Genomic DNA, 19,507 nt, shown 5'->3' on the forward strand with positions numbered 1-19,507 from the left:
GACTGAGGAAACATGGACCGCAAGGTTGCGTGCGCCTCAGTCCTACTCGACCGCGTGAGCAACTGAATTGCGGCCACCGCCCGCAGGTAGGTAACGGCCGCAGTTGCTGCTCGCACTTCAATAATGGTGACCGACTGGCACGGACGCTGGCTCGGATTCCGGAAAAACAAAAAACCTTAACCAAATAAAGAAATTCGATTATGCAAAAAATAGAAAACATGAAACTGCAAGTGCAAGCTCGCGGAATGCGTAACAATGGCGGTCTGGACTTGCTCATTGAGCAAAGCTTGAACGCGCTCCATCGGTTGATTCCCATCTCCACGGCGCGCGTGGTATTGGAACAACAGCGCGACACCTCGCCGGGTTATCGTGTCTTCGCGCACCTCGCCGTGCCGGGGCCCGACGTCCATGCGGTGGCCAGTGACCATACGCTGCTGGCAGCGTGGCGCAAGCTGGCCGAAAACCTCACTCACCAGTTCCAACTGCGAACGGCCCGGCAACAACTCCGGCTAAAAGATCGGGGGCTCTGTCGTAAGAAGGCCGGCCAATAATTCCAATGAGCTTTCAAGCTGAGGCTAAGGCGCACAGGATTTTGGGCGGCTGGCGAGACGCGAGCGAGGCGCATACCCGCAGCGGTCTGTAACGAGCGAGCAACGAAGCCAGCAGCTCAAAAGACCAGCGAATTAGTCTCATCTTGATAGCGATTTGGAATAAGATCAATACATGAAAACGAAATTCATCCTGAAATCGCTGGCGGATTTGCCGGCGAACACCCTGGCGCTGGCCGCGTCTGTCCCGCTGCGGGCCATCGAACTGACGAAACAAGTCTTGACCCCGCCCGTGCGGGCCACGCGCCGGCAAATTCGCGCGGCACGCCAGCGCTCCGTCAAATTCATCAAGGACTTATCCGCCCGGGCCAACGCCCCGTTGAAACTAACCCAGAGTCGCATGGCGGGTGGTCGCATGGTGGATTGAATGATTGAATCTGGCAATCCTGACGGCCTCAAAATCATGCCACTCATCCACCCTGAACCGTTACCGACGCCCGTCATCCCGGCGTTGCTAGCGCCCCTGCCGGCGGCGCTTACGGTGCCGTCCCGTTTTTCCCAGGATCTCCGGGATTTGGCGCAGCGCTTCGCCGACCGACCGGTGCGACTCTCCGAAATCCTCTCAGCCACGCAAGACCGGGGCTTCAACCTTTTGCTGCTGCTCATTGGGTTGCCGTTTCTTACGCCCATCCCGCTGCCGGGTCTTTCGACACCGTTCGGTTTAATGGTTTTGGCCATTGGCGCACGGCTGGCCTTGGGGCAACAGCCTTGGTTGCCGGAAAAACTCTTGCAGCGGGAATTGCCTGCCCGGTTTATCGCGCGGCTGCTGGCGACGGCCAGTCGGGTGGTGCGTTGGCTGGAATTCCTGCTCCGCCCGCGTTTGGATTTTTTGCATGGGCAGTGGATCTACCGGCGCATCGCCGGCACCCTTATCATGCTGTCGGGGTTATTCTTGCTGTTACCCCTTCCGATTCCACTGACCAACAGTTTCCCCGCGCTTACGGTGGTTCTGCTGGCCGCCGGGGCGATGGAGCGGGATGGGTTGTTCTTTTTGGCCGGCTGCGCCATGTTCACCGCGACCCTCGCCTATTTCGGGCTGCTCGCCTTTGGCGGTGTGCATCTCCTCGACAATCTATGGCGGACGATTTTCGGATTATGAAATCAAAACTCCCCGATTCTTCTCGCTCCGCGCCAGAAGCACAACCGTGATGGTGTCGATCCACTCGACGGGCAGGGCTGCATCAAGCTCGGTTTGGTTCAAGCTGGAAGCGGCTGTTCAGGTGTTCCCATGGCAGCGGGATTACTCGAAATAAAGTGAAGCGATTAAGCCGATTCCCTCAGCCGGATGATGAAAATCCTCTCCCCGAGGGAGAGGAAAGAGGTGAGGGGGTACGGAACCACAGGCCCTCTCACCGCGTATTATTCGTAACGCACCAACGCGCTTGATGCAGCCCTGCTCACCGGGCCGGCCAGCAGAGCCACGAGCGCATAGCACCCGGCTGCGGCCAGCGCGACGGCCAGGGTGCTGACGAATGCGGCCAGTAGGACGGCCGCGCCACCGCCAACGACGGCACCGAGGCCGTCAACGGCATAGAGCGCCGCGCGATCCTGCCCGTCCGCGCCGCCCGCCTGTTGCAGGAGCGCCGGAAAGCACGGCCCGACCACTAACCCCAGCGGTAGGACCAGCAGCGCGACCCACAAGTGCGCCAGCGCCGGGGGCGTCGCGATGGCTAGGGGTGCCGTCGGGCCCACGAGCCCCAACCCTAGTAGCGCGACCACCGCGCACAGCGCAGCTCCCCGCAGAACCGCGCCCGAACTCCACGGCAGCCGCAGGGCGAGCAACGCGCCGAGCGCCGACGCGGCGAGCAACCCACCCACGGTCCACGCGACCGCGAGCGGCGGGAATCCGAGCAGGAACTGCGCGTCGGCGAGCAGGGCTGCCTGGGCCAGCATCAGCCCGGCGCCAAGCAACATGGCCAGCAGCAGGCTGCGGCGCGCCAGCGGCTGGCTTCGGCGGTGTGGCCGGACGAACAGGCGCCAGATCGCCAGCAACGCGCCCAGCGCCAGCACGGCGTAGAGGGCAACCAAAATCGGATGGGGCTCGTAGAAAAACGGCCGTGCGTCCGTCGGCACGCCGAAAGCCCCCGGCCGCGGCTCCGCCGTCCGCAGCCGGGCGCCCACCGCCGCGGCGCTGGCGGCGAGGGCGGCGCGCTCGCCGGCTGTGAACGGGACGGCGCGCGCGAGCAGAAGCTGGGAGAACGGATTGCGCTCCTGATCCGGCAGCGCCAGGACCACCAGGTGCTCCGCCACGGATGCCGCGGCCACGCCGCGGGCCACCAACGCCGAGGTCAGCGTGGCGATCGTGCGATCGGCGATCTCCGGCGTGTTCTGCACCACCGCCAGCGTGCCGCCCGGAGACAGATGTTCGAAGTAGCCCAGCACCGCCTCGCGCGTCATCACCCAGTTCTGGACGCCCGCGAGCGAGTGCAGGACCGCCGGGTCGGTCTGCATCAGCGACAATTGCACCAGATCCCATTGCGCGGTGCTGGCGCGCAGGAAGCGGCGGGCCTCGTCGGCGTGCACGCGCACCTCCGGACGGTCGTAAACCCGGCCGCAGAACGCGCCCAGTTCGCGCACAAACGAAAGCATCGCGGCGTTGACCTCCACCGCGTCAATCTCGGACGCGCCCCCTTGCAGCGCCATCGCCACATCGTAGCCGCCGCCCGCGCCCAGCACCAGCACCCGCGCCCGATGCAGCGCCCCAAACGGCAGGCGCTTCAGGCGCGCCAGTGTGTTGGCCTCCGCATCAGGGAACTCCGGTGCGCGCCCATCCCAGCGCACGACGCGCGCCACGTACATGCGATCGGTGTAGAGGTAGCGCACCCACCGCTCGTCAGTCTGCACGAGGTCCGTGCGCGCGTAGCTATCCGTGCGCGTGCGCACCACCTGGCCGTGCCGCGCGAGGGTCTGCTCGACCAGGTGCGAGCGAGCGCCGGGCGTGGCCAGCGGGTCTAGGCACAGGAGCCCCCCTGGCGTAGCGAGCTGCGCGGGCAGCAGAACCACCAGCGGCGCGAGCAGCCAGAGCGGCCGGCGGTTCCGCGCCGCTGGCAGGAGCGCCAGCGCCGCCGGCACGAGCAACGCCAGCGCCAGGAATGCCGCAGCGACATCTCCAAACGTCGTGAGTAGCCATGGCCCGAGGAAAGCCCCGCTGGCCCCGCCAAGCGCCTCCAACGCGAACACCGTCGAGGGTGCCGGCGACAGGCGATAGGCCCCGGCGGCGAAGGCCCCGGCGAGGAAGAACGGCCCGGCGAACGCACCAGCCAGAAAGAGGAACGGCGCGTTCACGGCGCAGACCATGGCGACCACGCCCGAGAATGCGCCCAGCGCCGTGAGCCAGAGCAACAGTTGCCCGGACACCGGCCGCACCGCCGCCCACCGATGCAGGAAGGCGGCCCCCAGCCCCAACACCGCCAGACAGCCCGCGAGCAGCAGCGCGGTCAGGTGGGTGAAGAAGAACGCCGAGGTGATCCGCGTGAGCACCACCTCGAAGGCCAGCAAGGAGGCCGCGCTGCACAGCACGGCCAAGCCAAGGGCACGCTGAGTCACTGGTGGCACTTCTGGGAATTTCATGGAGTGCGGACCGTCCAAATTAAAAGTTAGCCCCATTTGTTTTTGGTGTGATCGATGCAGTCGCTTTCATAAAGCCCCCATCTTGGGTGGCGCCTCTGGCGCTCGCGGCCACTGCTCCGGGCCGGGCGCCCAATGGCCAGGACCAAGGAAGTCGCCCATGAGGTCGCCTAGACTTAAGTCAAACACCCGCCAGCAAGCCTCTTCACCCGCATCGCTAAAATGCGCAACGTTGACGAACACAGCCATTTGCATTTCTGAAGGATGGAGATCCTCCTGAATCTTGCGCAGCAACACTTGGGCCAGGTGGTAGCTTAATTCCTGGGCTTTGGGCTCGTCGTAAGTCGTCCCTGACCAGAATTGCTGGATGTTTTTTTCGTTCCAGCAAGCCCGGTGGCGGTCGAGCAACTCGGCGTTGAGTTTGAAGGGGCGGTTCTCCATCGCCATGGCCAGCGCCTCATTGAGCCAGACCGGCAAACAGAGGTGAGATACCATCGAGTGGGCCAATTCATGGCGTAGGATCGCCTGATACGGTGTCCGGGGCCTTTCGACAAAGGCCAGGTGGTCATAACCGCCGCTGGCGATGAAAATCCCGCCCGAGAGGGCATGCTCCCCGTCTTTGTAAAAGTGGCTGATGTACTGGTAATAGTCCTGCTCGCCGGCAAACATGAAGATCACGCACTTGCCGTAGCCCCAACTCTTTGCAATGCCTTTGAGGCGATTCAGGATGTCTTTCCGGGCCGACTCGCAGAAGTGGCACATCGCTTCAACTTTTTCCTCCGACTCCGGACTCAGTAAAATGGAATTGTCAGTTTGGTGCAAATAGAACTCGCCTTTGGCTTTTTCAACCACCAACTCCACCCAATGCAGCGCCGCTTCCGTGAACCACTCATCCCATTCCTCCCGTGGAAACCGGCTCTCGACCTGTTCGGCAATCGCTTTCCAATCTGGATGACAGAACCCATCCGTCTCTGGGAAAAGCCGGGCAATGCTGTCGAGAAACTCGCTCACCTGATAGGAATTTGCTTTATGGCACCCTGGATGCATACGCTTGTCGCGTTGCGATAAGAGAGCATTACTTCTGGCTCGCCATCATATATTATGCAGCGTGTGCGCATGAGTGGGAGTTTTACGCCAATGTAGATACGGGGCAAGCGTGAATTTTGAGCGGGGAGAAAGGCAACTGGTGGGTGCCGAGGGGACAGATGGGACGCATGTGGAAAAGAGGAAGATTCGCGCGGGTTCGCGTGAGCAGCGGGCAGTTGTTATAGTCTGAACGGCCCCTTTTCCCTTTCGTTTTTTCAAGCGAAAAATTCCGTTGTCTCAATCTTGACTGAAACATCTTAGTGAAGTATACTCCTACGATGAGCACTGAACAAAGGCGTGGCTTAGGCGGTTGCATCGCGTCTGGTAAGGAAAAGGTATTTTCGCGTGTCAACGTCCATACAATGGTGTTTCCAATGAACCGTGAGAACCGATTAAGGCCGGTTTTCTGGATGGTATTAGTGCTCTTGAGCTCTCTTGGTCAGGGCAAGGCCGCTACCGCAAGTTGGGTTAAACCATCGCATCACTATCTGGCCTATGGCACTAATACTACCATCAAACTTGTGGCTTGGGTGGGAGCAACATATGGAGCAACGGTCACGGATGTTTCCTTTTACAAGGCATCCCAATTATTAGGCAGTGGACGTCCAATCACACAGGATGATCCAGAATCCATTTTTATCTATAACTATGCGACCACGAATTTATCGAATATGTACATTTATTCGGTGAGCAACCTGCCGCTCGGGCGGGTAAATTTTACTTGCCAAGTAACCGATTCTTATGGAGCACAAGTGATGAGTCCTAACCGCACTATTGACATCACCAGCAACGCACCACCTTACGTCGTAAGCGCCTTTGGGGTGGTCACCCGCGCTTCCGAAGACGGTGATTCCGGGATGGTGATTTTATGGCGGGACCGGGTGACGGACGAACCCCTGGTGGTTTATCCATATCAATGGATCGGTGGAAACGCTGCAGTCAGTGGTGTGAATTTTGTCCCGTTACCGGAAAGCGTGATTATTCCAGCCGGGAGTGATCGAGTCCAAATGCCAATTATTCCATTGGATGACAATGCCTGGGAGCCGATAAAATATGTAGCAGTCAATATCGCTATCCCCTCCAATTGCCCTGGTGTTTCCGCCTGTTATGGAGTGGATAGCCAATCCTCTTCGAGCATTCGTATTTACAATAATGATCCCACCGTGCCACCGCAAAGCACGGTGGATTTACCCACAAACAATGCCTGGTTTAATACCAACCAGATAATCGCAATCAGAGGGCGTGCATGGGATGAGGATGATCGGGTTAGCGCTTATCGGCTCATGGTCAATGGCACCCTGGGCTCAACCATCAACAATACGAACCTGCTTGTCAGCACGGCGAACAACATCGTGACCAATGAATTTCAGATTACGTGGAGCAACGCTGTTTCGGGCCAATACATGATCCAAGTGCGGGTGGAGGACACGCGTTCTGGTTATGGTACGTCTGCACCCGTATATGTGAACATCGGCTCTTATACCAATCCGCCAGCCATCCAAAATACCAATTTACCGCTGGTGTGCATTCGTGCGGTGGATGCGTTTGCGTGCAAAGGAACCAATCGCGCCATTGTCACCTGCGGTTTTGTGGGAACCAACTGGCAATATTATATCGTAAATGGTACGAATACCGCGGCGTTCATGATCAGTCGGTCAGAAGGCGATTTGGCGGCTGAGCTACCTGTGGTTCTCAATATCAGCGGCACCGCCAGTAATGGCGTGGATTATGAGTGGTTAACAAATCAGATCGTTATTCCGGCGGAACAAAATTCCGTGAGAATAACTGTCCGGCCGATGAACGACGGGGTAAGCGCGCCTACGGAAACGGTGATCCTCCAACTGCAAACCAATTCCAGTACCTCATATCGTTTAGGCAATCCAAGTCTGGCAGTGGCAACTATTGCCGATAATGACCAAATTTGCCGATCAAGCCGTTTGCCCGAAGGTTATTTTAACCTCCAACTGTCCCAAACCAATTTTACCGATGTCCGGATTGAGGCCAGCGATGACCTGATTAAGTGGACCATTCTCGGTACCAACGGTCCAGATGTTGGAGTGCATCACGTGGATATCGACACACTTAAAAAAGCACGACGGTTTTACCGGGTCATCCGGATAAATTAATTGTAAAATACCTCCTATATGTTCCATGGCTTGATGAAATTTTTGGGTACCACTCTGGGAATGAATGCACTGACAGGAAAAGGGGTCAGACCCGAATGGCGCTTAGATAAGGCCTAAAACTTTCTTGCTTAGGCGTTTACGGCGAGGCGGGTTGGGGATGGTTTGGAACAGCACCTGGCGTGACACGCGTTGCATCTCCTTGAGGATTGCTTGGACCTCCCGCCAGTTGGCGATAGCGGTTTGCAGCCAGGCGTATTGGGCTTGCGACAAGGCCACACTCACCGTCTTGGCCCGCACCTTGCGGGTCCATTGGTAATGCGGGCCGCCCGCGCCCGGCCCCCGGTCCTGCGCGTAGCCTTCACTGATCCATCCCACGTCGCCCAACCGCGTCCGCAACCGGGCATACTTCCGTTCCAGGTCCGCCACTGTTTGTTTCATGCCAATAAGTCTAGCAGGCCTGTCAATAAGGCGGTATATATACCGCTTTATTTATGACGACGCCTTTTTTTCCGCAGTTCCGCCCGCGCCTGGCCGCCTGCCGCCGCCAGGCCGTCCAAACCGTCCGCCGCGCCTCCCTGCCCGAATTGGAGCGCTATCTGGCCGATATCCTGCCCGCCCATCTCCTGTCCCAGCAGGACGAGGGGGACCACAGCCGCGCGCGCGTGTTCACCCTGGCCCTCACCCTGCAATGTTTTCTCTGCCAGGTGCTTAAGCCTAAGACGCCCTGCCGCGAGATCGTGCGTTTGGTGCAGGCACTCTTCCGCCTGCTGGGCCGCGGTCCCGTGGACGATAGTACCAGCGCCTATTGCCAGGCCCGCCGCCGCCTGCCCCGCGAGACGTTGGAACGCTGCCTAGCGGCCAGCGCCCAAACCGCCGATCGCCGGGTGGGCAAGGGCGGGGAACTGCAGGGCCGCCCGGTCAAGGTGGTGGATGGCTCCTCCACCCAACTGGCGGACACGCCGGCCAACCAGAAGGCGTATCCCCAACCCCGCACCCAGAAATCCGGCTGCGGTTTTCCCGTGCTCAAGTTCCTGGTCCTCTATTCGCTGGCCAGCGGGGCGGTGCTGGCGGTGGTCCTGGCCAGCCTGTACAATCATGATTTGCGCCTGCTGCGCCAGTTGTACGACGAGCTGCGCGCGGGGGACATCCTGTTGGGCGACCGGGCGTATGGGGATTACATCACGCTGGCGTCACTGCCGGAGCGCGGCGTGGACGTCGTGGCCCGCATCCACCAGGGCCGGAAGGTGGATTTTCGCAAAGCCCGGCGGCTGGGTAAAAACGACGGGCTCTTTACCTGGCGCAAAGGCCTTCAGCAGTCCAATATTTTGGACGCCAAGCAGTGGCAGGACTTGCCGGCGCAAATCACGGTGCGGGTGATTCGCTTCACGGCCACGATCCGGGGCCGGCGTTGTCGGCGGATTACCTTGGTGACGACCCTGTTGGACCCCGTGCGTTATTCCGCCGCAGCGTTGATCGCCCTGTATGCCCGGCGCTGGCGGCTGGAATTATGCCTGCGCGACCTGAAGACCACCATGGGGATGGAACAGTTGCGCTGCCAGACGCCAGCCATGGTGGAAAAAGAACTATTGGCCTATCTGCTCGCGTACAATTTGGTGCGTTGCCTCATGGCCGAAGCGGTGGCCGCGCATCAGGGGGAGTTGGAGCGGGTGAGCTTCAAAGGCACTGTGGATGCCCTGCGCCGTTACGGTGCCGCGATGGCCCAGGCACGCTCCCAAAAGATGCGGGCCGCACTCTGGGCGGATTTACTCCTCAATTTGGTGCGCGACCAGTTGCCGGATCGGCCACACCGCCAAGAGCCGCGCGCCGTCAAACGGCGCCCCAAACCCTATCCCTTATTAACCCGCCCACGCCATCAATACAAAGAAGGGTTGCACCGCAACCGCTACTGGAAAAACAAACCCCGTAATTTCAAGCGCCTAAACTAAGCGCCATTCGGGTCAGACCCGTTTTCTGCGCCAAGTGAAACACGGAGCGTGCCGGAAAGTAAACTCTCAACAATAATAACCGGTCTTGACTGCCCCATCCGCCGGATTAATGTGCTTGGATATGAGCGCGATTCAAAAAGCAATGTTCTCTAACCGCATCGCGGCAAGTCCAGCGATAGAAGGTCTGCATGGCTCAAACAAGCAAATCTATCAGCGATCAGTGATACAACGGGGCGGGGCGGGACTGAGTGGACTGGGCAGAATTTGGTGAGGTAGATATTTTTGATTTGGAGAAGCTCTTACGCATGTCAATTTTCAAACGATCCATCGGCGTCGTTTCACTTCTAATCGCGGCGCATCTATTTGCAACGCTTGGTTTCGCGGAGCCTGCCGGCCTGGTGATCGCCGCAGGCGCTGACTGGAAGGCGCTTCCCGACGCCGATCTCGCTGTGAAAGAGGGGACCGCGCTGGATTTTTCGGCATGGCTTGACCACGCTCCGGCGGGAAGCCGCGGGCGGATCATCGCGCGGCCCGATGGGACGCTGGCTTTTGCCAGCCAGCCGGATCGCCCGGTGCGCTTCTTCGGCGTCTCGGGCTTCCCCACCAAGGACCCGGAGGAAATCGAAGCCCTGGCCGACACGATCGCGCGGCAGGGTTATAACCTGGTACGCCTGCATTTCCTGGATCAGTTCGCGGCGGACCAGAAGGCGTATTGGGGGAAGAAACTTTCCAAGGAAGCGCAGGCCGATTTCGACCGCCGCATGGAGGCGGGGGAACCTTTTCTGAATGCCAAGAACCTGGACATCATTGACCGTTTTGTGGCGGCACTGAAAAAGCGCGGCGTTTACCTGTATCTCGACGCGATGACCTCTTGGACCGGCTGCTACCCCGCGAACTGCTGGTATCCGGAGAACGGGGTGCCGAGCATGAAACCGCGCCTTTATTATGATCCCGTCGCGCGCCGCCACTGGCACAATGCGGTCAAGGCGCTGTTCACGCGCGTCAACCCCTACACCAAGACCCGGTTCGTTGACGATCCACAGGTGGTGGCGATACTCGGCGTGAACGAGACCAGCACCGGCTTGGAAAGCTACAAATCGGATTGGGGCGGCGTGCCGGATGCGTTGTTGCCGCTGTGGCGGGCCTTCCTTGCCAAGCGCTTCGCCGACGTTGCCGCATACCGGAAGGCCTGGGTTCTTTCGGATCCGAAAGTTGACAGCATCGGCAAGGCGCCCTTCTTCTCGAAAAACGACGTGTGGCACAGCGCGCGGGGGCGGATCGTGGCCGAGTTCATCAACCAGATGGAGGAGGAGAGCGCCGGGTGGATGGAGCAGGAGCTGCGGTCCTTCGGCTATCAAGGCTTGTTCACGCAATACGACTGGCTGTACGCCCTGCGCCTGTATCTGCCGCGCTCGCGCGCCGGCTTGGTTTCCATGCATGGCTATTTCGCCCACCCCGAGGGTGCCTTCGGCCCCAAAGGCAAAACGTCTCCGAACAGCTCCCTGGCCGACGCTCTGAACTGGTGGCGGGGGATCGCCTCCGCGCGCATCGCCGGGCAACCTTTTGGGGTGATGGAGTACGGCCATGTGTATTGGAACCGTTACCGCTACGAGGAGGGCTTGTCGGTCGGCGCCTATGGCAGCTTTCAAAATATGTCCATCCTGACCGCCCATGCCTGGCCGGTCGCATTGAAGCCGTCGCAGGCAGGGCCGTTCCGGGTAGGTCTCGATCCGGTGGCGCGCGCCAGCCAGGTGGTCGCGGGCCTCGCCTTCATGGGCGGAGCGGTGGCGGCGGCTCCGCACCGGGTTGATATTCCGGTGAGCCGCGATCTGGCCCTGAAGCATTCTGAGCGGGGCATCAGCGGCGACCAGACGAGGATCGGCCTGCTGACCGGCCTGGCGGTCGCGGTGGAAGGGCGGGTGCCGTCCGTTCCCGCGACGTTGCAGGTGCCGCTCGGAGATGGAACCAAGTCGCTTGATTCCGCCTTTCACTCGACGCTTGTGGACAGCGAAAGCGGCACGTTCGCCGGAGCGGTCGCCCAGTTGCGCGCCAAAGGCATCCTGCCGCAAGGCAACCGCACGGATGCGGCAAAGAAAATCTATGAAAGCGAGACGGGCGAAATCCTGCTCGACGCGCCTGGCAAGCGGCTGACCGTGAACGCTCCGGCGCTGGCGGGAATCTGTGCGGAGACGTTTGCCGGCGTGCCGCAGGCGGGCAAGCTGACGGTCGCGGCGGCATCGGTTCCCGCTTCGATCACGATGGCCGCACGGGACGGAAAGACGCTGGAACTGTCGCACCGCCTGCTGCTGGTGGTGTCCACCGATGCGCGCAACAGCGGCGAGAGCTACGAGGATGACAGCGGCGTGGTGCTGCGCCAGGTCGGCAAGCCGCCGGTATTGCTGCGCACGGGCCGCTTCACGATTGATCTCGCCCGCGCCCCGAATGCCCCTGCGCTGCGCGCCTGGGCGCTGGCGATGAACGGCCAGCGGCGCGACGCGCTGCCGGTGGCCTCCATCCCCGGCGGCATCCGTCTGAAGATTGACACCGCCGCCTGGTCCTGCGGCCCGTCGCCGTTCATTGAATTGGCGGAAAAGTAAGCTCCTGTTCAGAAAGAAAAAGAAACGGGGGCAATTTCATGTTTCCCCATTAACCAGTCCATCCAAACCCAAGTCGGACGATGCCCCGGGGCTACCAAGTACCAGGGAAAGCTGCTCCAAGGATACGCATAAGACAATAGGCATGGACCCGGAAATCCTGACGATCCACCTCGTCGTGGAAAAATGCCTTCCCGCCGTTCTCCACGCGACATCACTTGGCAGATGGCACCGGGATATTCAACGCGCAATTGCCGTGGCATGGCGGCGAGCCACACAATTTTCGCTAAACAGCCGAGGCATTGTTATGATGCCCCCTTTTTTGGCAAAAAAGATTATCTGGCCAACAATGAAAATGCGAAATTAGAAATTTGAAGTCAGGAGTTCGAGTTTGAACCATTTTCCTAATGTCATCTAATTGTAACATCGTTAATATTGCTATCGTCGCAGCGTTACGGTAATAACTGGTCTTAATGAAGCGGTGCCATGTAACAATCATAACTGGGCGAATCAGAACTACTCGGGGTGCGGGGTTGCGGGCATTGTTCCTTATCAAAATTCAAGCATTGGAAGGATCTCATGAAAAAACAACAACCACTGAACTTACCTAACTTTATTAAAGGCCTCGTGCTTGCGACGGTCATCCTATCAGGATGCCGAGTCCAGGCCATTCCAGGCCTGCAACTCGCGGTCCAAGGCACCAACGTGCTGCTTGCGTGGCCGAGCGTTGAAGGACAAACCTACATTGTTCAGTATCGGCGCACACTGGGCACCAATACCCCCTGGCAAACGCTGACCAACGGCTTCCCGGCGGCCACGGAAACTAACTGGACTTCCTGGTTGCATTTGGGGGTAGTGGAATATCCCACGAATGCCGCTAGCAGTGGCACCAATGGTGGTAGTGGTGGACCGCCTCCCTTGAATGCCATGACGCTTCAATCGGCGGGCGTAGCGGCAAAACCGGTTTATGAGGATGTTACCGTCGTAAAAGACGGGCAAACAGTGACTCGCAGTCGCTTGGTGCCCTTGCCGCCCCCGCTACCACCGGTGTTGAATGCGGCAACTATGCGAAACACCCTCCGCACCGCCGCCCTGAATCGCCTCCAAGGCGGGCCAAGACCAATGGGACAGGAAAACAGCGGGGAGAGTTCCGATTCTACCAACCGTTACGCGGGGTTTTATCAGGTCGTGCAGAACGGCGTGCAACTGTTTGGCATTCAGGACAGCGGCGTCTTGTCAAACGTAACTGAATTCAAAATCGAAGCAGCAACTCCAGATGGAAGCGACGGAAGGTTGGTCAATATCACTTTTTCTGCTGATGGCCTTCCTCTACCCGCAGTCGCCGATCTTGCCGCGCCATTTGCCTGGCCCCTAAAATTCACTTTAGACACCGGACGCCTGCTTAACGGGCCCCATTTGATTCAGGCTCAGGCGACATGGAATTCGGGGGGCATGGGAAGCGGAGTGAACCCATTTTTCTCGGCGTCTAGTGAACCGATTTCAGTGACTGTTTCTAATGAAATTTCCTATCCAAATTGGATGGATGGTTTTGGGCAAGATAACACCGGTTCTGGCGCCTGCGCCTTCGTGGCGATGTCCGCCACACCGCAGGTGAACTGGCAACTGGACGTTTACAACAGCCAGCAACAATATATCGGTAGCGTATCAGGTCAGACTTCGGACGGGTCCGTTGAATTTGACTGGAATCTGGTTGGACCTGGCGGCATCACGAATACCGATTCTCAATATGCGTCAGTGCTGACCACCACCGACCCGAACACCAGCGCGACCATTGCCCAGAAGCTTCTTCCCATCAAACTACTGCATTTGGATAATTGGACCCAGCAAGGCGGCTGGGTGGCAGCACGGTTAGACATGTTTCCGGCCAACATGACGGGCTACGACACATGGGTTAATTCTACTGACACGATTGCCATGATGGCCGAAGCAATGACCACTCAAAATGAAGTTCTTCCCGTGCCACCGGCTCGGCAACCCGGACAACTCCTCGCCCTTAGCTGTTTGGGCACCAATTACGGCCAACGTGCGAGCGATTGGCAGCTATTGAAGAACAGTTTGACCAATCCTTGTGTCCGTAACCTATATCTATATGCCCATGGCTGTCCGGACGCAATGGGGGACAACAAAGACGACGTATTGGAGAGCAGTGAAGTAGAAACCTTTCTCCATCAGAGTGTCCGGACAAATGCGCATAATTTTAGGTTCGTATTTATGGATGGTTGCAAATCAGACGGCACTTTCTGGCCTAAAGCTTTTGGCATACCGACCTCCACCATCACCAACATATTGTACTTCACTAAGAATAAAATCCGTCCGTGCGCGTTTGTGGGATGGGGCGCGGATCTTAACCTCGGTACCGGAACGCTCAATTCTCTAGGTGATATCACTTCCGGCACGATCCGCGACGGTTTCAGTTATTTCCGTTCGCAGTTTGTCAATAGCTGGACCGGGGCAATTGGTATCCGGTCGCCAATGCCACTATCGGCAGCTCTGCAGTTTGCAAAAGACAATTCTCTTGACGCCGTACAAGAGCCGTTTGTGGTTCGCGGGTACACCGGTCTAAACTGGAATGAATACAACGATGTATTCTGGTAAAATTGAATGACCGCAAGGTCTTGAATTTTTTATGATGTTATGATGACTCTTGATTTGCTTCAGGTAACACTACAATATAGCAACGCGTTGTTCTTGGCGGTGATGCCGCAGTTTTCCGATTATACCAAGGCGCTTGACTTGCCGGTCTCTCACCCCATTACGCCGGCCGAAATCCGCCGGTTTTCGGTGGATCAAACGGCACCCATGCAATGCGATTTAGAACTGACCAACGGAATGGTCTTTTGGTATGCCCATGGTCACGTGTACCTCTTTGATGACAAACCTCATAACTACCGTAACAACCAGTATTCGCCCACCTTTCCCGAGAGTTTTATCGGGCCACTAAAGATGACCAAAGACGAGGCGGTTCAGCTAGCGCGTAAAAATGTCTCGGCCTTGGGGTATTCTGTCAAGCAAAGCCTCATGGACCTGGAGCCAGAAGTAATTTTGCCCCCCACCGATGGCACCAACACCATTCCGCATTACCTTTTCAAATGGCCAAGCCTTTCGCCATGGGGCACTGTGGAAATGGAAATTGACGCGGAACGCAAAACGATGGTGCATCTCAGTCTGCTGTCGGAAGTCTTTGACCGGGAACCGCCTAAAATCTCCGTCACGCCAAAATGGCGGCATCCCCGGTCGGAGATCAATCCGGCCTATGTGCAGGCCCTGATGTCCTTTGTGTTGCCGCAAGTTTCCGCGTTTGCCGAAAAACTTGAACTGCCCGTGAAAGTGCCGATCACCACCAACGATGTACTGGAGTATGAATGTAAGCCGGGGGAGTTTTTGACCCTGCGCCTCACCAACGATTATTTTTTCAATTTTGGCTCCTATGGCTATGTGGAGGGCTTTTTTACCCGGAAAACCTATTTCATTCGCGGGTTTGGGCACACCGATCTGCGCTTCAGGCGGCGTGGTGCCACAGTGGATGATTATGTCGGGGAATGGCGGATGAACGATGAGGAGATGGTGGCGATGGCGCGGAATGCGGTGCACAAGCTGGGCCGAACACCGGCGGATTTCTTTGCTGACATACCACCCTACCGTGTCACCAAGCCGGTGGAAATGGGAAAATACGTGATACCCCGATCTTACATCGAGTGGATCAAGTGCCCGCCCAGGAATAATTTGGCTATCGCAGAACTTAAAGTGGAGATTGACGCCGACAAGCGGTGCCTGCGGTCTTTTTGTTGGTTTAACGGCACAATGCCGCGTGAGTGGCCAAAGATTGAGGTTGCGCCTTATTTAAAAACCAACAAGCCGTTCATGCCGCAAAGCCTTCAAGAATTCCGCAAGTCCGAGAAGTCATCGCTTGTGAGGCCGGACGTTCCGCCGCAGCCATAGCTGCTCTTAAGGATTCTTGACTGAAAAGGTGAAAACGAGTTTGGTCGCAGGGTTACGGTAGAGCAAAAAATGGGTCAACCTAAATAAAAGAAACAGTTTAGCTGGTAGCGCCAGGGTGAGGGGAGGCCCGGCGCTGCTCAACAGCGGAGCGGCGGGCGGGGTTTGGCGTTAAAGTCTCTGCGGTAGAGGGTGGCCTGGCCGGCGGCGTGGGTTTGGTGGATAAATCCAGGAAGAATTGGTGAAAAAGGATTCATTCATTAAAGGTTCATTATCAACCAGCAAAATTCTTCCGCGATCAAAAGTTTTCTTTTTTGACTCACTCCGCGCTTGAACTGGCTCATTCGTTTCTCGCTCCTGGTTCCAACGATCAACCGTCTTGTCCGGTCATTCATTCAGAATCTGGTGTCGCTCCCTCCCCCGCCAATCCTGTCCTTTTTTCTGATTACTGGTTACTGTTCACTGATGACTTATCCATGCTGTCCATCCCGTTCATCCTGTCTTCTTCAAGTTCCTGTTTTCCTGTTCTAATTTTTCTGCCAGATAATATTTCTGCCATGTTCCCTCATTATGAACCAACTCCCCGGTTGACTTCCCCGCCGCCCCCGTTACGCTCATCTTGCGTGGCCGACGAATGCAAATTTTCGGAATGTGTGGACCTTTTCGCCTATTGTTGAACGCGAGCTGCGGATTCATGCCCGCCGTGCCCGCACGTATTGGGCGCGCCTTCCGTTGCCGCTGACTCTCACGTTGATTTTCACCCTGATCCTCCTTAACGCCAGTGATCGCATTCCGCCGACCGAGATGGGCAAGGCCATGTTCCAGGTGGCGGTCTGGTTTGCCTTGGCTTACTGCGTGCTCAGCGGCCTCCGCAGCACGGGCGATTGCATCAGCAGCGAAAAGCGGGAGGGCACGCTGGGGTTTCTGTTTCTGACGGATCTCAAAGGGCACGACATCATCCTGGGCAAACTGATTCCCAACTCCATCATTCATGTCACGGGTTTGGTCAGCCTCATGCCGGTGCTGGTCATCCCCCTCCTGCTGGGCGGGGTGAGCGTGACGCTGGTGGCCAAGGTGGGAATCACCCTGATGGCCGCCATGTTTTTGTCGCTTACCGTGGGCATGCTCTGCTCCACGGTGGGGCGGCAGGAGCAATTCACGGTGGGGTCGGCGTTGGGAATCATGATCCTGCTGGTCGGCGTATTCCCGTTCGTGGCCGCCATCCTGGAGGAAAATTCTGAGCGATATGAGTCGCTGGTGACGCTGCTACGCGTGTTCAGCCCGGGCTACGCCTGCTGGTTGGCCTCGATCAGCGCCGGCAAGCATGCGGATCTCTGGCCGTGGTCGCTGGGCGGCATGCTGGCCTTGGGATCTCTGGCGCTGGTGCTGGCCAGCCTGCTGGTGGGCCGCCTCTGGCAGGAAAAAGTGCCCTCGACGCTGGGGTTCCGCCTGCGCACGCGCTTGGGCTGGATCCTGTATGGCCGGTCGGATACGCGGCGCGCTTTCCGTCGCCAGTGGCTCGAAGTCAATCCGATCGCCTGGCTGGCCTTGCGCAACCGGCTCCGGCTCTGGGTGGGCTGGCTGATCCTGGCCGGGAGCCTGGCGTTCTGGATATTTCTGCGCCTTGGCATCGGTACGAAGATGTTCGCGGGCCCGACTTCGGAAGTCATTCTGTTCCTCCTTCTGGGACTCATCAAAATGGCGATGGCTTCGGAGTCCGGGGTGGTGTTCAGCCGGGACATCCGCAACGGCGCTATGGAATTGGTGCTGACCACCCGGCTGAGTGTGCCGGAGGTTTTGGCCGGCCAATGCCGGGCGCTCCGAAAAATGTTCCAGGGACTCCTGGCGGGCCTCGCCGCGTTTACGCTGGGCCTGCTGATCGTGGCGCTGGTGGTTTCCTCCGAAACCTCCGGCCCTGACAAATTGGATCGCGCTTGGTACCTGCTCATCGCGATTCCGATACTGCTGGCCGACTTGTACACGCTGGCGTGGGTGGGCATGTGGATGGGCGTCGCGTCGAAAAATCCCCGCAACGCGGCCTCGGAAGCCTTCTTCCGGGTTTTACTGCTTCCTCATTTGGCGCTGGGTGCCGTATCCGCCTCGGTTGGGATGTCGAATCTGCTGCTCCATACCCACATCGAATTGGGTTTTGAGGTGTTCCTGGCGTTGTATGTCATTCTGAGCCTGCTGGTGGATTATTATTGGTATCGGCACGCCCAGGACTGCCTTGTGCGCGAGTTCCGGCAATATGCCTATCAGCGATACGAACCGGATCGCCCGCTCAGTTTCTGGGGCCGGATTGGCCGGACGTTGGGCACGGCCTGGGCCAAACGCGGGTGAGCTGATTCGAATCAGGCTGGTGGAATTGAGATTTCCAAGTTAAAGCTTGACCGTTCAACAACCGGAAATTAGGTTGCCTGCCATTGAAATATGAGCCGATTCAAAGTTATCTCGCTTCCCCATGCTTATCCTTCCACGGTGAATGAACGCCGCGTTGTCACTGCGGCAGGCGGAGAATACCTGGATGGCGACGGCATGCCGCTGGAAGAAGTTTTTAGACTCTGCGAAAATGCGGACGCTATTCTAGTCCGCTGGCACAAAATCGGGCCAGAGTTGATCCGCCGTTTCCGCTGCTGCAAGATCATTGTCCGTTACGGTGTGGGCTACGATAACGTGGACCAATCTGCTGCCACGGAAGCGGGTATCATGGTGGGCCACGCGCCTTCCTATTGCCTGGATGAAGTGGCAACCCATGCACTCGCGCTGTTGCTGGCCTGCGTACGCAACGTGATTCCCATCCAACGCCGGCTCACGCAGGGCGGATGGGCTCCGAACCCGCCGGAAAAAAGCTACCGGATGGTCGGGCGCACAATGGGTTTGGTGGGCTTCGGGAACATTGGCCAGACGGTGGCGCGCAAGCTGGGCGGCTGGCGCATGCGGCTGCTGGCGACGGACCCTTTTGTGGAGCGAGAGACGGCGGCGGCGCTAGGCGTTGAACTGGTGGATCTGCGCACGCTCTGCCGCGAATCGGATTTTATTTCCCTCCACGCGCCACTTTTGCCGGAGACACGGCACTTGGTCAGCCATCGCGAGTTCGAGCTGATGAAGCCGGGCGTCATCATCGTTAACACAGCGCGTGGTCCAGTGCTTGACGCGGAGGCGCTGCTGGTGGCGCTGAATACCGGGCGCGTAGCCTCCGCGGGGCTGGACGTGTTTGAGTTGGAGCCGTTGGATCTTAACTCACCGTTGCGATCACACCCACGCGTCGTCATTTCTGACCACACGGCCTGGTATTCGGAGGAATCAGTCGCTGAACTGCAAACGACCGTGGCGGAAGAAGCCGTGCGCGTCTGCACCGGCGGGCTGCCGGTGTCACTCGCCAATCCGGAAGTGCTGCACCGTCTGGGGCGAAACGCTGAGTGGACGCTCAGCTACGCCGCGCGTTGGCAGCTAAAGCGATTGGAGCAGAAACGAATCGGTTAGCTATATTGATTCCCTCAACAAGTTGATCAAAAGCTAGTCAGGGGATGTTTTGCGTTTCCGGCATCGGTAACTCACCCGTAAACGGAAAAAGCCGCCAATGCAGGGCCGAAAAATGTCAAAGAAACAGGGTTGACGACTCC

General features: G+C 58.3%; 13 protein-coding genes. 10 read left to right on the forward strand and 3 right to left on the reverse strand.

Features of this window, described 5'->3' with window-relative positions:
- The first annotated feature begins 200 nt into the window (after positions 1 to 200).
- The 3 genes from WCO56_04970 to WCO56_04980 all read left to right on the forward strand — a co-directional run bounded on the left by WCO56_04970 (position 201) and on the right by WCO56_04980 (position 1,707).
- The gene (locus WCO56_04970) at positions 201 to 551 is read left to right on the forward strand and encodes an HPF/RaiA family ribosome-associated protein (GenBank protein ID MEI7728897.1); all 351 of its coding nucleotides are present in this window, start codon (positions 201 to 203) and stop codon (positions 549 to 551) included.
- Between the two features lie 172 nt (positions 552 to 723).
- Entirely contained in the window at positions 724 to 975 is a 252-nt protein-coding gene (locus WCO56_04975; GenBank protein ID MEI7728898.1) for a hypothetical protein, read from the forward strand.
- Between the two features lie 36 nt (positions 976 to 1,011).
- A complete protein-coding gene (locus WCO56_04980) occupies positions 1,012 to 1,707 on the forward strand; it encodes an exopolysaccharide biosynthesis protein (protein ID MEI7728899.1) in 696 nt (231 codons plus the stop codon).
- 260 nt (positions 1,708 to 1,967) lie between these two features.
- Here the strand turns inward: WCO56_04980 and WCO56_04985 are convergent, their stop codons facing one another.
- Both WCO56_04985 and WCO56_04990 read right to left on the reverse strand, forming a co-directional pair.
- Complete coding sequence (locus WCO56_04985) at positions 1,968 to 4,178, reverse strand: hypothetical protein (protein MEI7728900.1); 2,211 nt, start codon at positions 4,176 to 4,178, stop codon at positions 1,968 to 1,970.
- Positions 4,179 to 4,244: 66 nt separating this feature from the next.
- Positions 4,245 to 5,186: a hypothetical protein gene (locus WCO56_04990; GenBank protein MEI7728901.1), complete on the reverse strand. Its 942-nt coding sequence runs from the start codon at positions 5,184 to 5,186 to the stop codon at positions 4,245 to 4,247.
- Positions 5,187 to 5,539: 353 nt separating this feature from the next.
- On the opposite strand from WCO56_04990, the gene WCO56_04995 reads away from it, so the two are divergent.
- Positions 5,540 to 7,387 carry a Calx-beta domain-containing protein gene (locus WCO56_04995; GenBank protein MEI7728902.1) on the forward strand — a complete coding sequence of 616 codons (1,848 nt, stop codon included), beginning with the start codon at positions 5,540 to 5,542 and terminating at the stop codon, positions 7,385 to 7,387.
- 102 nt (positions 7,388 to 7,489) lie between these two features.
- On the opposite strand, the gene WCO56_05000 is transcribed toward WCO56_04995, so the two are convergent.
- Positions 7,490 to 7,825, reverse strand: coding sequence for a DUF6788 family protein (locus WCO56_05000; protein MEI7728903.1), 336 nt, complete (start codon positions 7,823 to 7,825; stop codon positions 7,490 to 7,492).
- Between the two features lie 53 nt (positions 7,826 to 7,878).
- Between WCO56_05000 and WCO56_05005 the strand changes: the two genes are divergently transcribed.
- The 6 genes from WCO56_05005 to WCO56_05030 all read left to right on the forward strand — a co-directional run bounded on the left by WCO56_05005 (position 7,879) and on the right by WCO56_05030 (position 19,367).
- Positions 7,879 to 9,333 (forward strand): IS4 family transposase, encoded by a 1,455-nt coding sequence (locus tag WCO56_05005; protein MEI7728904.1) that lies wholly within the window; start codon positions 7,879 to 7,881, stop codon positions 9,331 to 9,333.
- 305 nt (positions 9,334 to 9,638) lie between these two features.
- Complete coding sequence (locus WCO56_05010; protein ID MEI7728905.1) at positions 9,639 to 11,930, forward strand: hypothetical protein; 2,292 nt, start codon at positions 9,639 to 9,641, stop codon at positions 11,928 to 11,930.
- A gap of 576 nt (positions 11,931 to 12,506) precedes the next feature.
- Positions 12,507 to 14,543: a hypothetical protein gene (locus tag WCO56_05015; GenBank protein MEI7728906.1), complete on the forward strand. Its 2,037-nt coding sequence runs from the start codon at positions 12,507 to 12,509 to the stop codon at positions 14,541 to 14,543.
- A 39-nt stretch (positions 14,544 to 14,582) separates the two neighbouring features.
- Entirely contained in the window at positions 14,583 to 15,887 is a 1,305-nt protein-coding gene (locus WCO56_05020) for a hypothetical protein (protein MEI7728907.1), read from the forward strand.
- Between the two features lie 648 nt (positions 15,888 to 16,535).
- Positions 16,536 to 18,224, forward strand: a complete 1,689-nt coding sequence (locus WCO56_05025) for a hypothetical protein (GenBank protein MEI7728908.1) — start codon at positions 16,536 to 16,538, stop codon at positions 18,222 to 18,224.
- Positions 18,225 to 18,314: 90 nt separating this feature from the next.
- Positions 18,315 to 19,367: a C-terminal binding protein gene (locus WCO56_05030; protein ID MEI7728909.1), complete on the forward strand. Its 1,053-nt coding sequence runs from the start codon at positions 18,315 to 18,317 to the stop codon at positions 19,365 to 19,367.
- Positions 19,368 to 19,507 lie beyond the last annotated feature (140 nt).

This window comes from Verrucomicrobiota bacterium (genome assembly GCA_037139415.1).
GTDB lineage: Bacteria > Verrucomicrobiota > Verrucomicrobiia > Limisphaerales > Fontisphaeraceae > JBAXGN01.

What these genes read in the sequence shown, in the direction of transcription:
- WCO56_04970 (MEI7728897.1), top strand. Translation starts at nt 201, where the DNA reads ATGCAAAAAATAGAAAACATGAAACTGCAAGTGCAAGCTCGCGGAATG.
- WCO56_04975 (MEI7728898.1), top strand. Translation starts at nt 724, where the DNA reads ATGAAAACGAAATTCATCCTGAAATCGCTGGCGGATTTGCCGGCGAAC.
- WCO56_04995 (MEI7728902.1), top strand. Translation starts at nt 5,540, where the DNA reads ATGAGCACTGAACAAAGGCGTGGCTTAGGCGGTTGCATCGCGTCTGGT.
- WCO56_04985 (MEI7728900.1), bottom strand. Translation starts at nt 4,178, where the DNA reads ATGAAATTCCCAGAAGTGCCACCAGTGACTCAGCGTGCCCTTGGCTTG.
- WCO56_05030 (MEI7728909.1), top strand. Translation starts at nt 18,315, where the DNA reads ATGAGCCGATTCAAAGTTATCTCGCTTCCCCATGCTTATCCTTCCACG.
- WCO56_05015 (MEI7728906.1), top strand. Translation starts at nt 12,507, where the DNA reads ATGAAAAAACAACAACCACTGAACTTACCTAACTTTATTAAAGGCCTC.
- WCO56_05000 (MEI7728903.1), bottom strand. Translation starts at nt 7,825, where the DNA reads ATGAAACAAACAGTGGCGGACCTGGAACGGAAGTATGCCCGGTTGCGG.
- WCO56_05020 (MEI7728907.1), top strand. Translation starts at nt 14,583, where the DNA reads ATGATGACTCTTGATTTGCTTCAGGTAACACTACAATATAGCAACGCG.
- WCO56_05005 (MEI7728904.1), top strand. Translation starts at nt 7,879, where the DNA reads ATGACGACGCCTTTTTTTCCGCAGTTCCGCCCGCGCCTGGCCGCCTGC.
- WCO56_05010 (MEI7728905.1), top strand. Translation starts at nt 9,639, where the DNA reads ATGTCAATTTTCAAACGATCCATCGGCGTCGTTTCACTTCTAATCGCG.
- WCO56_04980 (MEI7728899.1), top strand. Translation starts at nt 1,012, where the DNA reads ATGCCACTCATCCACCCTGAACCGTTACCGACGCCCGTCATCCCGGCG.